A 12,905-nucleotide genomic window follows, 5' to 3' on the forward strand; every position below is an offset into this window, starting at 1 on the left:
CAGCTACCGCGGATACTCACCACCGGACCACCTGAAAAACGCCATCCGCTACAGAGACGGCACCTGCAGATACCCCGGATGCGCCACCAAGGCCACCAACTGCGACCTCGACCACCGAGAACCCTGGCCCAACGGCCACACCTGCGCCGACAACCTCTGGGCACTCTGCAGGCACCACCACAAACTCAAAACCTTCGACCACGCCATCCCCATCGAGCACGAGGACGGCTGGGCCTGGGACGTCGGCGGCACCATCCTGACCGAATGACGCGTCAGCGGTACGCCGGGGAAGCGCCGATCCGAGCATGCCCGAGCGCATCGGGGCTCGTGACGCGCGCACGGCGATACGTTCTCGTCGCGGGCGCCAGAAGTGGGTCGGCTCGGATCGGCAGACCCGGCGTTTCGTTCAGATCGCTCAGCGGGTCGTGTTCGTACGAAGCGGACTGCACATGACTGCATTCTGAAAACGGTCCACCTTCATGTTCTAGTCTACACGTTCAGACCGTCTGAGGGTTACGGCCGTGCGCCGCGCATGGTGATGCAGCGCTCCGCTGCCGCGGAACCGCTGGCGAGCGCGGCCTTGGGGTCGCGGGTCCGGAGCCATTCGCTGAGGAAGCCCGCGGTGAAGGCGTCTCCGGCGCCCGTCGTGTCGAGCACCGCCACGCGCGGAGCGGTGACCTGGGCTCGCACGTCTCCCCCGACGTACGCCGCGCCCATCGCCCCGAGCGTCACGACCACGTGCGGATACGCCTCAGCCAGCCGGTCGAAGTCGACGAAGGGGCCGGTGGCGCCGGCGAGCAGGCGCGCCTCCTCCATGTTCGGCACGACGAGATCGGCACCTGCGGTCCACGCGAGGAAGTCCTCCACCCCGCACTGACGCAGAAACCCCGTCGAGCTCGGGTCGACGCTGATGCCGACGCCCCGTGCGCGCGCCGCCCGGACGAGGTGCTGAGCCACCGGCAGAGTGTCGGGGTCGAAGAACGTGTAGCCGGTGAGATGCAGCCAGTCGACGCCGTCCCAGATGCTCTCGTCGAGATCGTCGATGGTGAGCGCACTGTTCGCGGCGCGGTCGACGAACATCGTCCGGTCCGCGTCATCGTCGAGGGTCAGGACGATGGTCGCCGTCGGGAGCACCGGGTCGGCGACTAGTTGGGCGTCGACGCCGACATTGGCGAGCGCGTCGCCGTGGCGCCCCACGCCGTCGGCTCCCACCTTCCCGACGAAGCGTGTGGGTGCCCCGAGGTGTCCGAGCCACGCGGCCGTGTTCGCGGCCGACCCGCCCGGCGTCATGCGCACCTCGGCACGCGTGTCGCTGCGGGGGTTGATCGGCTCGAGTGGCCGCACGCCGATGTCGTCGACGACGTCTCCCACGACGAGGATCATCGCGCCGCCCAGGCCGTCGCGATCTCGGCCGCCACGCGGATGTTGTTGCGCGCGATGTCGAGGTTCACGCGCAAGCTCTCACCGCCGGTGATGTCCACGATCGTCTGCAGCAGGAACGGCGTGACGTCCTTGCCGCTCAACCCCTCGTCGTCGGCCCGGCGGAGCGCCTCGGCGAGCGCGTCGTCATGAATCTGCGGATCGAGTTGCTGGTCGACCGGGAGCGGGTTGGCGACGAGAATGCCGCTGCGCTGCTCCAGGGCGTCACGAGCGGCCATCACCGCTGCGACGGCGGCGGCATCGGGCACGTTCCAGTCGAGCGCGTGACCGGAGCTGGAGAGCCAGAAGCTCGGGAACTCCTCGGTCCGGTAGCCGAGGACCGGCACACTCAACGTCTCGAGCCGTTCTAGCGTCGCGGGGATGTCGAGGATGGACTTCACGCCGGCCGACACGACGGTGATCGGTACGTGCGCGAGGACCGTCAGGTCCGCCGACTCGTCGAAACTCTCCGCAGCACCACGGTGCACGCCCCCGAGACCGCCGGTGGCGAACACGCGGATGCCGGCACGGTCGGCGATGAACGAGGTCGCCGCCACCGTCGTCGCGCCGCTCACGCCGCGCGCCGTGACGATCGGCAGGTCCCGGACGCTGAGCTTGACGATGTCCTCCGTCGCGATGCGCTCGAGCTCGGCGGGCGTGAGACCGGCCTTCAGCCGGCCGTCGAGCACGGCGACCGTCGCCGGAACCACCCCCACGTCGCGGAGGATCTGCTCGAACTCCTGGGCGGCGGCGAGATTGTCCGGCCGCGGGAGTCCGTGCGAGATGATCGTCGATTCCAGGGCAACGACCGGACGGCCCTCAGCGAGGGCGCCGGCGACTTCAGCAGAGCACTCGACCTTCACGCCCCGAGGCTATCGAGGCGTGAAGGTCGATCGGGGTAGTCAGGCGTCGCGGCGTCGAAGCATCACGCCGGCGAGCGCCACCACGACGGCCACCTCGGCGAGGAAGACCGCGAAGCCGACCCACGGGTCCAGCAGGTTCGGGTTGAACATGACCGGTGCGGCGATCGAACCACCGGTGTTGCTGGGCAGGAGCTTGTTGATCCACTGACCCGTCTCACCGGGTACGAGCATGACCATGGTCGGCAGGACGAACAAGGCGGTGAGCAGGATGGTCACGGCACCGGCGGTGTGGCGGACGAGGAACCCGACCGCGACGGCCAGCACTCCGAGACCGGCCAGGTACAGGCCGCTGCCGAACATCGAGCGCAGGACGTCCCCCTCGAGGCCCACACCGATGCCCTCGGCCTCCAGGAACGCATTGCCCCCGACGTACCCGAGCAGCGCGGTCGCGGTCCCGACCACGAAGAGCACGGCGGCGAGTAGCACCGCTTTCGCCGTGAAGACCCGGGCTCGCGACGGCACTGCCGCGAACGAGCTGCGGATCATCCCCGATCCGTACTCCGCCGTGACGGTGAGGACACCGAGCACGACCGCGGCAGCGGGCGCGAGCATCATGCCGAACGTGATGAACGACCCTGGAGACTCGTCGGCCTCCGGGCTCGCCAACCACTCGGCGTTGAGCGCGCAGATGAGGGTGGTCAGGCCGGCGCCGACGACGACGAGCGCCATCAGCGTCCACCAGGTCGAGCGGACGGTGCGGAGCTTGACCCACTCGGCGTGCAGGATCGATCCGAATCCGGGTCGCGCAGTGATCAGACCGCGGGGCGGGGCGAGCGTGCTCATGCCGCGACTCCTTCCGTGGAGTGATACTCGACGGCCTCGGCCGTCAAGGTCATGAAGGCGTCCTCGAGCGACGACCGCACGAGGGTCAGTTCGTGGAGAAGCAGGCCGTGGGAGCACACCAGCTCTCCCACCGCGGCGGCGTCGGCTCCGATGACGCGCACCTCGTCGTCCAGCTCGGTGACGGCGAAGCCCCGGCCGCTGAGCAGTGCCGCGACCTCGCGGGACTGCGGCGAGCGCAGCCGGACGTGGCTGGCGGCGTGGTGCGCCATGAAGTCGGTCATCGAGGTGTCGGCGAGGATCGTGCCGCGGCCGATGACGATGAGGTGATCGGCCATGAGCGCCATCTCGGACATCAGATGGCTCGAGACGAAGACGGTCCGCCCTTCGGCCGCGAGTTGTCGCGCGAGTTCACGCACCCACCGGATGCCTTCGGGGTCGAGCCCGTTGACCGGTTCGTCGAGCACGACCGTCCCCGGGTCGCCGAGCAGCGCCGCGGCGATGCCGAGCCGCTGCCCCATGCCGAGCGAGTACGCGCCGACCCGCCGGCCGGCGACTTTCTCGAGGCCGACGAGGCCGATGACCTCGTCGACTCGCCGCTGCGGGATGCGGTTGCTGACCGCGAGCCAGCGCAGGTGGTCCCGCGCGGTACGGCCGGGATGGACGGCGTCGGCATCGAGGAGGGCGCCGATCTCCCGCAACGGCGCGCCGGTGTCGGCGTACGCGTGGCCGTTGACGGTGACCGACCCCGAGGTGGGGGCGTCGAGGCCGAGGATCATCCGCATCGTGGTGGACTTGCCCGCGCCGTTGGGGCCGAGGAAGCCCGTCACGCGGCCGGGCTCGACGGTGAAGTCGACCGCATCGACCGCGGTAGTCGCGCCGTAGCGCTTCGTGAGGTGGCGTGCCTGGATCATGCGTCCAGCCTCGCGGCGCTGCACCGTGCGCCACATCGGGGAACGACCCCGAAACACCCCTCGACCCGCCCCTGAGGCCGGATCGGGGTCCTCAGGTCAGGAGATCTCGGCGCGGTAGAAGTTCGCGTGCGAGCGCGAGGGCGTCGGTCCACGCTGGCCCTGGTAGCGCGAGCCGTACTTCGCGGAACCGTACGGATGCTCGGCCGGCGAGGAGAGCTGGAAGAAGCACAGCTGACCGATCTTCATGCCCGGATAGAGCTTGATCGGCAGCGTCGCGACGTTGGCCAGCTCGAGCGTGATGTGGCCTCCGAAGCCCGGGTCGATGAAGCCGGCCGTGCTGTGCGTCAGCAGACCGAGCCGCCCGAGCGAGCTCTTGCCTTCGAGGCGCGCGGCGATGTCGTCGGGGAGCGTCACGTACTCGTACGTCGAGCCGAGGACGAACTCGCCCGGGTGGAGCACGAAGGCGTCGTCGCCCTCGACCTCGACCTGCCGGGTGAGGTCCGACTGATCGGCCGCGGGGTCGATGTGCGGGTACTTGTGGTTGTCGAAGACCCGGAACAGCCGGTCGAGCCGCACGTCGATGCTCGACGGCTGGATCATCGACGGCTCGAGCGGATCGAGCGACACGCGTCCGGCGTCGATCTGGGCGAGGATGTCGCGGTCCGAGAGCAGCACGTGGACAACCTAACGCATCGCGCTGGGCGCTGGTGGCCCTCGGCGCCTGCTACGACAGACCGCGGAGGCCGTCGACGACGGTGGCGACGGCACCGAGGAAGGCGAGCACGATCACGAACGCCCGTGCCTGGTCGTCGCGGATGTAGCGCTGGAGCCAGTCCCCGGCGAACACGCCAGCGACGATGAGGGCGATGACGAGCAGCCACAGCAGTACGCCGAGGTCGGGCGCCGATGTGGGGCTGGTGACGGCCTTGGTCGTGAGTGTGACGACCGACGTGGCGATGAACAACGGCTGCAAGGTGGCGACGAATTGCGGCTGAGGGACCCGCGCCAGTAGTGCGTAGGCGGTGAAGGCCGGCCCCGCGGCACCGGCGATCGCGTTCGAGGCCCCGCCGATGGCCCCTGCCACGGCCCCTGCCCCGACGCCACGCACCACGAGCCGTGTCCGCTGGAGCGCCCAGGAGATGCTCAAACCCACGAGCACCACGATTCCCACGACCACCGAGACGGGTGCCGGAGGAAGTCCCAAAGCGAGCCAGGAGGCCGGGACCGTCGCGATCATCGCTGGGATCCCGAGGGCGGCGAACAGCCGCCAGTCCACGTCGCTCCAGACCCGCGCCATGACGAGCGCCGACGACACGAGCCCGCACGCGTTGATGACGATGACGCCCTCATGCGCGCCGAGCAGCAGCACCAGGAAGGGCGAGGCCAGCAGCGCGAAACCGAGCCCGGCGACGCGCTGAGCGACGGCTCCCACGAACACGGCGACCATGACGAGGACGACGGATTCGAGGGCCACCCGTGCACCCTAGCCGCGCCGGGCGGCCCGCACTGAGGGGGCGTGTGGGAGGGGTCTGCTAGTGTGGAACCCGTTGTAGACGTTTGTTGTGCCAGTGATTCACCGGACTTCATTCCGCAAGGATGGTCCTCAGTAACTCCCCGGTTGATGTGCGTCGCGACTCAGAGTCGCCCGCGATAAGCGCGAGCGCACTACCGTAAGGAGATCAACATGGCTACTGGAACCGTGAAGTGGTTCAACTCGGAAAAGGGCTTCGGCTTCATCGCGCCTGACGATGGCAGCGAGGACGTTTTCGCCCACTACAGCTCCATCAACGCGTCGGGCTACCGCTCGCTCGAGGAGAACCAGAAGGTCGAGTTCGACGTCGAGCAGGGCCAGAAGGGCCTCCAGGCGGCCAACATCCGCCCGCTCTGATTTCGAGCATCGCTTAACGCCAACAGCCGCTCGCCCCTCACGGGGCGGGCGGCTGTTCGCTTTCTCGGGGTGGTCAGCCCACGAAGATCCCTCCCGGCAGATGGATCGGCAGGAACACCGGGACCACCGCGATGATGCTGACCATCACCGCCGTGTAGATCGTCGCGGTGCGCGGCCGTGTTCCGGCGACGTACAGCAGGAACGCCGGCAGGAAGAACAGCAGCGCCGGCACGTAACCGAACAACGTCGCCAGGACGACGAACACCGTCATCCACGCGAAGGTGCGCGCCGAGTTGCGCACCATCGGCGTCACCACCGGCCAGCGCGTGACGGTGCTCGGCGTCTGGACGAGGGTCGTGCCGGACGTCGGCACGATCGCCTCGTCGGCGTGGAACTCAGGATCGCGCTCGGGTCGCGGCGGCGCGAACGAGCCGCCCTTCCACTCGCGCGCCACCAGCAAGGCGGCGAGCGCGATGCCCACACCGGCGACGAGTTGCGGGACGAGCCGCCCCTCGTCCGAGAACGAGCCGGCCAGGAAGAACGCCACGACGAACACCGCGAGCAGCCCGACCGAGGTCGTCAGCGACCACACCGAGTCGGCGAGCGGACCGTCGGCCTCGGCGCTGGCGGCCGGCGGTGCGTCCTGCTCGGCCGGGACGTCCTTGCGGAACCGCCGCCGCAGCGCCAGCAGCGCCGGCACCGCGAGAATCGCGATGAACACGAGAACGTACGGGCGGGTCAGCCAGTCCGACGGCGCGTAGACGCGATCGGTGAGGAAGTAGTAGCGCTCGAGCGGGACGGCGAGCACGAAGCCGATGAGGAACGGTGCCCGCGGGAAACCGGTGCTCTTGAGCAACCACCCCAGCGCTCCGAGTACGAGCATGATCCACAGGTCACCGACCTGCAGCGAGCCCTGGTAGGCGCCGAGCATCATGATCGCCAGCAGGCCGGGTCCGAGCACGGAGAACGAGACGGTCGTGATCCGGGCGAGTCCCTTCGAACTGACGAAGCACAGAAGCGCACCCACGACACTCGCGATCGCGAACGACCAGATGATGAGGTACATCAGGTCGAGGTGATCGGTGACGATCGACGGTCCCGCCTGAATTCCGTTCGTCAGCAGCATGCCGAGGAGCATGGCGGCCGGGACGCTGCCGGGAATGCCGAACATGAGGGTAGGGATGAGGTCGCCTGCCGCGATCGAGCTGTTGGCACTCTCCGGTCCCACGACGCCGCGCGGGTCGCCCTTGCCGAACTTCGACTTGTCCTTGGCGGTCGCAACGGCCTGGCCGTACGCCAGCCACGTTCCCGCCGTTGCTCCGATGCCCGGCAGGATGCCGGCCCAGATGCCGACCAGGGAACCGCGGATGACCTGGGTCCAATGCGACAACCACTCGCGGATGCCGGCCATCCATCCGCCGCTGAGCGACACGGGTGCCTCGTTCGACTTCTTCTGTCCGGCTCGCGAGGCGATCTCGGCGAGCCCGAACGCACCAAGCGCGACCGCCACGAGCGACAGCCCGTCGGCGAGCAGCATCGACCCGAAGGTGAAGCGGTACTCCGCCGTCGTGGGCGCCGTGCCGACCATGCCGAGCAGCAGACCGAGAGCCGCCGCGACAAGCCCCTTGACCGCGTTGCCGCGCGACAACACCGCAGCCATCGAGATCCCGAGCACCGTGAGCATGAACAGTTCGGGGCTTCCGAAGGAGAGCACGAGCGGCCGCACCAGCGGAATGGCGATCGTCAGACCGATCGCACCGATGACACCGCCGACCATCGACGATAGGAAGGCGAGGCCCAAGGCGCGTTTGGCCTGTCCGGCCCTCGCCATCGGGTAGCCGTCCAGCAACGTCACGCTCGCGGACGCCGATCCCGGGGCGCCCAGCAGCACGGTCGCGACGGTGTCGGACGTGTGGACCACGGCCAGGGCACCGATGAGCATCGCGAGCGCGGCGGCCGGCTCCATGCCGAACGTCAACGGGAGGAGGATCGCCATCGCGGCGGTTCCACCGAGGCCGGGGATGAGCCCGATGATCAGCCCGGCCAGCACGCCGGCCATCAGCATGAGCAGCATCGACGGGTCAGCGAGTGACCCGAGTGCTGAGAGTGCAGCTTCAGTCATGGGATCGTCCTTCAGCCCAAATGGATGTCGTAGGTGTCCCGCAGGAGGGACAGGATGTAGTCGCGCACGGAGTCGTCGACGGCGTAGGCCTCCGCCACACGCTCCTTGACGCCGTCGTCGGCGACGAGCGGATAGCCGCCCAGCACCTCAGCCGCCTTGTCGTTGAAGGCCTTGTCGCGGGAGAGGTCATCGGCCGCTTGACGCAGAGATTCGCTCGCGCCCTCCGTCGTCTCGCCCGGAACCCACAACCCCTTCTGATACGTGTACGTCACGCCCAGCAGTGCGGTGTACGCCTCCCAGGCCGGGCCGCTCGGGGCCTCGCCGTACAACTCTTCGTACGCCTCGGCGACCGTCGGCAGATCCGGGAAGTTCGCGTCGCGGACGACGTCGCCGTCCTCGTCGAGCTGCCCGAACGAGACCAATGGAACGACGCTGCCGTTCTGCAGCAGCGGTCCGACGGACGGCTCCCAGGCGGACGTGGTCTGGTAATCGAGGTCGACCTCACCGCGTTGGACGGCGAGGTTCACCGGCCCGCGACCCTCGAAGCCGAAGATCGACCGTTGCTCGACTCCGAGCACGTCGAACGCGACGAGAGTCGTCAGGTCGAGTCCGGTGGCGCTGATGCCGCCGAAGGTCAACGGTGCCTCGCGATCCACGAGGTCCCGTAGCCCTTCGACGCCGGCGGCCTTGCGCGCGTAGATCGCACCGCCCGTCCCGTTCACGACGACGGGTGTCATCTGTGCGAAGTCGTAGTTGACCTCGCTACGGCCCAGCACCCAGGGCACGACGCTCGTCGCGGTCGAGACGAGAAGGTGCGTCCCGTCCGCCGGCGCGCGCCGCGCGAACTGGTTCGACCCGGTGATGCCTTCACCGCCGGGTTCGTTCACGGGCGAGAACCCGGGCCCGCCGGTGACGCGGGGAGCCAGCTCCTGCCCGACGAACCGAGCCCAGGTGTCGGTCCCACCGCCTTCGGCGAGCGGGATCATGACCTCCAGGGTCTCCTTGGAGAAGTCTCCGTCGGCGGTGTCCGCCGCGGAACTGAACGGCGACCCACCGAGGAAGGCTGCGGCGACCGCGAGGGCCGTGAAGACGCACATCACCGTGGTGGACTGTCGCGATCGCGCGAACGTGATGCTCATGAGGCCACCGCCTCCGCCGGGCGCGCAGGGAGAGCGGCCGGTCCGATGACCAGACGCGTGTCGGCGAGTTCACGCATCGTCCGGGTGACCGCGACCGCCGGACGACCGGCGTGCTCGCCCAGAACCGTCTCGACGATCCCGGCCGGAGTGGAGATCCGCAGCCGGTCGCCGTGAGGAGCGGCGAGGTCGGCCGCGATGGTTCCGGGTGTAGCCACCGCCATCGTGACCGCGACGCTGCCGGTGATGGCGAGAGCCGGGTGCACCTTTCCCATGGAGAGCATCCGCACCCGCAGGTCGCTGCCCTCGGGCGCCGGCGACACGACCACGAGCTTCGGTACTGCTCGCTCCGCGCCTGCCGGCGTGGCCGCCATGCCCATCGCCACCGCCCCGGCGCGGCGGATCTCGTCGAGGCGCAACAACGTCTCAGGGTCCGCGTCGAGGACCGCCGGCACCTCGTCGCCGGTCAACCCGACCGACCGCGCGTCGATCACGACGACCGGGGCGCCCGCATCGAGCAGGGTGGCCTCGGCGGTGCCGTGCGGGGTCGTGAGCTCGTCGCGAGTCCGCCCGGTCGGCAGCAGCTCGCCGGTCGTTCGGCCGGCGGGCTCTACGAACCACATCCGGACTGCTTCTCCCGGGAACGGCACCCCGGGGATCTCACTCAAGACGGTGTCGTCTCCGGAGGTGTCCAGCTCGAGCACGATGAGCTGGCCGGTATTGGTGTTCCGCACGCGCACGGACGTCGTCGGTGTCGTCGGGGTGACCCAGCCGCGGCGCAGCGCGTAATGCCCGACGACCGACGAGCAGTTACCGCAGTTGCTGCCCCAGTCGACCACCGGCTCCTCGATGCCCACCTGCGCGAAGGTGTAATCCACGTCCACACCCTCATCGCTCGACGGCGAGACGATCACCGCTTTGCTCGTGGTGGACGTGCCCCCGCCGACGCCGTCGACCTGACGCGGGTCGGGGCTGCCGAACAGTCGCAGCAGCACCTCGTCGACCGTGTAGTCGGGAAGCTCCAGCTCCTCCCGGTCGAAGACCCAACACTTGCTCGTTCCTCCCCGCATCCAGGTCGCCTTGATCTCTCGTCCGTGCATCGTCGCGTTCCTCTCGAGTGACTACCCGAAAGATGATGCGCATCACAACAGTGAAGCACTAGCGATGATTAATGAAGGAGCCTGTACCTTTACTTAAAGCTCGAGGAAGGAGGGGAGATGGATGTCCGGCGCCTGATGCTGCTCGTGGAGGTCCTCGACCGGGGCTCCATCTCCGCGGCCGCTGAGGCTTTGCAATACACCCCGTCTGCGGTCTCACAACAGGTGAAACGACTGGAATACGAGGTAGGACAGCCCCTCCTGTCCCGCTTTCCCCGCGGTGTGCGGGCAACGGACGCGGGCCTCGTGCTCTACCGCCATGCGTGCCGCATCCGCGACCAGCTGCAGGCGGCTCAAGCCGACGTCGACGCCGTCGCCGGGCTCCGACAGGGCCACCTGCGCATCGGCACGTTCCCGACCGTGGGCAGTTCTCTGCTGCCGTTGGCCGTCCGCGCGTTCAAGGAGAAGCACCCCGACGTCCGGCTCACCGTGCACAGCGCGCGTTTCGACGACTTGGTGCAGCGCCTTCATGCCGGATCGGACGACGTGACGTTGCTGTGGGACTACGAGTGGAACCGTTTCCGCGACGACGAACTGGACGTCGTGCATCTGCTCGACGACGCGACGATGCTCGTCGTGTCCGCCGACCACAGGCTCGCGCGTCGACGTCGCGTGCGGCTCGCCGAGCTCAGCGAGGAGGAGTGGGTGGTCAGGGAGGCCGACCACCCGGTCACCGAAGTCCTCGACCGGAGCGCCCGTGCCGCCGGGTTCTCGCCGCGGATCTCCTTCCGCGCCAACGATTACCAGGAGGCGCAGTCGATGGTGGGGGTCGGACTCGGAGTGGCGCTCGCACCGCGGCTGGCGGTCGTCAATCGGGTCCCGGGTGTGCGCGTGCTCTCGCTCGCGGGTGGCGTCCCGGCCCGGCGGATCTTGGTAGTGACGCGGCGGCACGCGATCGCCGCGCCGACCGAAGCCGCGATGCTGAGCACGCTGCGCGAGGTCGCGGACGATCTCGCGTAGGTCGTCAGTCGCGCAGGGAGCGGTCCAGCTCGCTCATCAGCTGCGCGACGCGGCTTCGCCCTTCCGGGGCGAGCGGATAGCGCCGCAGGACGTCGACGACCGCCGGTGTCGCACGCTGACGCGCTGAGTCGAGCGCGCGTTCCGCCGCCGTGTCGTCGTCGGGCGACTGAAGCTCGGCGACCCGGGCAGCGTTCGCCGCGGCTCTGAGTATGTGGCCCACCTGATGCGCCTTGGCGATCGGGTGCAAATAGGGCGCCGCTGCCGCGTCGCCGGCCGATCGCGCGGCCAAGCGGGCGACCTCTGTGCTCGCCTCGGCCGCAGCGCGGTGGGCGTCGAGCGAGGTGACCCGCTGCAGCTTCGTGCGCTTGGCGCCGTCGGCGAACTCCCAGGCCGCCTCCAGCGCGGCCCGCGGTCGGCCGTCGTCGGGATGGACAGCCTCGAAGAGGGGCAGGATCTCCTCTGCGGTGTCAGCGACGAAACGCGTCACCACGCGCAACTCCTCCGTCGTCAGGTCGAAGTCACCGGACACGATCACCGCCGGCAGGGGAGGCGTGCGTGATCTCGAGTGCCGCCGTGACGACGTCGCGGACCTCCTGCTGCACCGCGTACGCCTGCCGTTGGATCCGCGCGCCGGTCCCCTGCTCGAGGATGCGGGCGATCGCCACCTCCACGTGCTCCTCGTCGCCGTAGTCGACCAATGCGGGCCGGACCACGTCGAGCAGCCGGGCGATCACGTCGCGGGCGGGCACAGGGGTGCCGGTGGCCGGGTCGATCAGGCGGTCGTGCACCCCGCTGTGGCTCGCCTGCCACGACCACAGCCGCAGCAGCGACGCCGGGACCTCCGGCGCCGGCTGGTGCGACTCCCGGACCGCCATCTCCACCAGGGCGCGCGTGAGCGTGGCGATCACGGCCGCATCGGCCGGGTTGAGGCACACGTCCGCGATCCTCACCTCGAGCGTCGGCTGGTGCTCCGAGAGGCGAGCGTCGTAGTAGAGCATCGCGGCGTCCAACGGCACTCCCGTCGCCAGCATCGCCGCCTGGTGTCGTTCGTACGCCTCAGCGGACCCGTACAGGTCGACCGGACCGGCAGTAGGCCAGCGCGACCACGCCTGGTAGCGGTACGAGGCGTAACCGGTGTCCGTGCCGTGCCAGAACGGCGAGTTCGCACTCAAGGCGAGCAATGTCGGCAGCCACACGCGGATACGGTCGAGCACCGCGACGCCCTCGTCGCGCGAGTCGATGCGTCGGTAACGAGAGTCCGGCCCGAGGTGCGGCTCCACGAAGCCGGGGGACGTGGGCAGAGCCGCCACCCGGCCACCCACCTTCGCGGCGGCCTGCTCGGCGAGGGCACGGCCGGTGAGGATCGCCTCGAGTTGCCCGGTCATCGTGGTCTGGGGTGGGGCGGCCACCTCGATCTGCTCCTGTTGCAGCTCGGCCGTGACCTCGTGGCCCGTGTCCGTGGCTGCCATCTGCAACGACGCCGCCCAGTCCCCGGCGGGAAGCGGGTCCAGGGTGGTCGCATCGATCAGGAGCAGTTCCTCTTCCACACCGAATGTCCGCACCTGCTCATCCTGGCCGCTGGCCCCGGCGGCTGCACGGCCGGGTT

Annotated in this window: 14 protein-coding genes; 3 read left to right on the forward strand and 11 right to left on the reverse strand. The window is 69.2% G+C overall.

Going from position 1 to position 12,905, the window contains the following annotated elements:
- On the forward strand, positions 1-268 hold a 268-nt coding region (locus EHW97_RS15285; RefSeq protein WP_166367428.1), incomplete at its 5' end, for an HNH endonuclease signature motif containing protein.
- Positions 269-513: 245 nt separating this feature from the next.
- Here the strand turns inward: EHW97_RS15285 and EHW97_RS07280 are convergent.
- The 6 genes from EHW97_RS07280 to EHW97_RS07305 all read right to left on the reverse strand — a co-directional run bounded on the left by EHW97_RS07280 (position 514) and on the right by EHW97_RS07305 (position 5,510).
- Entirely contained in the window at positions 514-1,371 is an 858-nt protein-coding gene (locus EHW97_RS07280) for a carbohydrate kinase family protein (RefSeq protein WP_166367429.1), read from the reverse strand.
- 8 nt (positions 1,372-1,379) lie between these two features.
- Positions 1,380-2,282 (reverse strand): pseudouridine-5'-phosphate glycosidase, encoded by a 903-nt coding sequence (locus EHW97_RS07285; RefSeq protein ID WP_124236511.1) that lies wholly within the window; start codon positions 2,280-2,282, stop codon positions 1,380-1,382.
- A gap of 39 nt (positions 2,283-2,321) precedes the next feature.
- On the reverse strand, positions 2,322-3,125 hold the full coding sequence (locus EHW97_RS07290) for an ABC transporter permease (RefSeq protein ID WP_124236512.1): 804 nt from the start codon (positions 3,123-3,125) through the stop codon (positions 2,322-2,324).
- The gene (locus EHW97_RS07295; protein WP_124236513.1) at positions 3,122-4,036 is read right to left on the reverse strand and encodes an ABC transporter ATP-binding protein; all 915 of its coding nucleotides are present in this window, start codon (positions 4,034-4,036) and stop codon (positions 3,122-3,124) included. Before EHW97_RS07295 ends, EHW97_RS07290 begins: the two co-directional genes overlap by 4 nt.
- A gap of 96 nt (positions 4,037-4,132) precedes the next feature.
- A complete protein-coding gene (gene dcd / locus EHW97_RS07300) occupies positions 4,133-4,711 on the reverse strand; it encodes a dCTP deaminase (RefSeq protein ID WP_124236514.1) in 579 nt (192 codons plus the stop codon).
- Positions 4,712-4,760: 49 nt separating this feature from the next.
- The gene (locus tag EHW97_RS07305) at positions 4,761-5,510 is read right to left on the reverse strand and encodes a sulfite exporter TauE/SafE family protein (protein WP_208001940.1); all 750 of its coding nucleotides are present in this window, start codon (positions 5,508-5,510) and stop codon (positions 4,761-4,763) included.
- A gap of 210 nt (positions 5,511-5,720) precedes the next feature.
- Between EHW97_RS07305 and EHW97_RS07310 the strand changes: the two genes are divergently transcribed.
- Positions 5,721-5,924: a cold-shock protein gene (locus EHW97_RS07310; RefSeq protein WP_124236515.1), complete on the forward strand. Its 204-nt coding sequence runs from the start codon at positions 5,721-5,723 to the stop codon at positions 5,922-5,924.
- Between the two features lie 73 nt (positions 5,925-5,997).
- Here EHW97_RS07310 and EHW97_RS07315 read toward each other — a convergent pair whose 3' ends face one another.
- From EHW97_RS07315 to EHW97_RS07325, 3 genes are read right to left on the reverse strand one after another with little or no spacing between them, the layout of a single operon-like run.
- Positions 5,998-8,046, reverse strand: coding sequence for a tripartite tricarboxylate transporter permease (locus EHW97_RS07315; protein WP_124236516.1), 2,049 nt, complete (start codon positions 8,044-8,046; stop codon positions 5,998-6,000).
- An 11-nt stretch (positions 8,047-8,057) separates the two neighbouring features.
- Entirely contained in the window at positions 8,058-9,185 is a 1,128-nt protein-coding gene (locus EHW97_RS07320; RefSeq protein WP_124236517.1) for a Bug family tripartite tricarboxylate transporter substrate binding protein, read from the reverse strand.
- Positions 9,182-10,282 (reverse strand): PrpF domain-containing protein, encoded by a 1,101-nt coding sequence (locus EHW97_RS07325; protein ID WP_124236518.1) that lies wholly within the window; start codon positions 10,280-10,282, stop codon positions 9,182-9,184. The genes EHW97_RS07320 and EHW97_RS07325 overlap by 4 nt, the downstream gene beginning before the upstream one ends.
- A gap of 117 nt (positions 10,283-10,399) precedes the next feature.
- On the opposite strand from EHW97_RS07325, the gene EHW97_RS07330 reads away from it, so the two are divergent.
- The gene (locus EHW97_RS07330) at positions 10,400-11,299 is read left to right on the forward strand and encodes a LysR family transcriptional regulator (RefSeq protein ID WP_124236519.1); all 900 of its coding nucleotides are present in this window, start codon (positions 10,400-10,402) and stop codon (positions 11,297-11,299) included.
- A gap of 4 nt (positions 11,300-11,303) precedes the next feature.
- On the opposite strand, the gene EHW97_RS07335 is transcribed toward EHW97_RS07330, so the two are convergent.
- Both EHW97_RS07335 and EHW97_RS07340 read right to left on the reverse strand, forming a co-directional pair.
- On the reverse strand, positions 11,304-11,834 hold the full coding sequence (locus tag EHW97_RS07335; RefSeq protein ID WP_243696339.1) for a putative immunity protein: 531 nt from the start codon (positions 11,832-11,834) through the stop codon (positions 11,304-11,306).
- Complete coding sequence (locus EHW97_RS07340) at positions 11,818-12,861, reverse strand: carboxylate-amine ligase (RefSeq protein WP_124236520.1); 1,044 nt, start codon at positions 12,859-12,861, stop codon at positions 11,818-11,820. The genes EHW97_RS07335 and EHW97_RS07340 overlap by 17 nt, the downstream gene beginning before the upstream one ends.
- Positions 12,862-12,905 lie beyond the last annotated feature (44 nt).

Origin of the sequence: Aeromicrobium camelliae, assembly GCF_003850045.1 — a bacterium.
GTDB classification, from domain to species: Bacteria; Actinomycetota; Actinomycetes; order Propionibacteriales; family Nocardioidaceae; genus Aeromicrobium; species Aeromicrobium camelliae.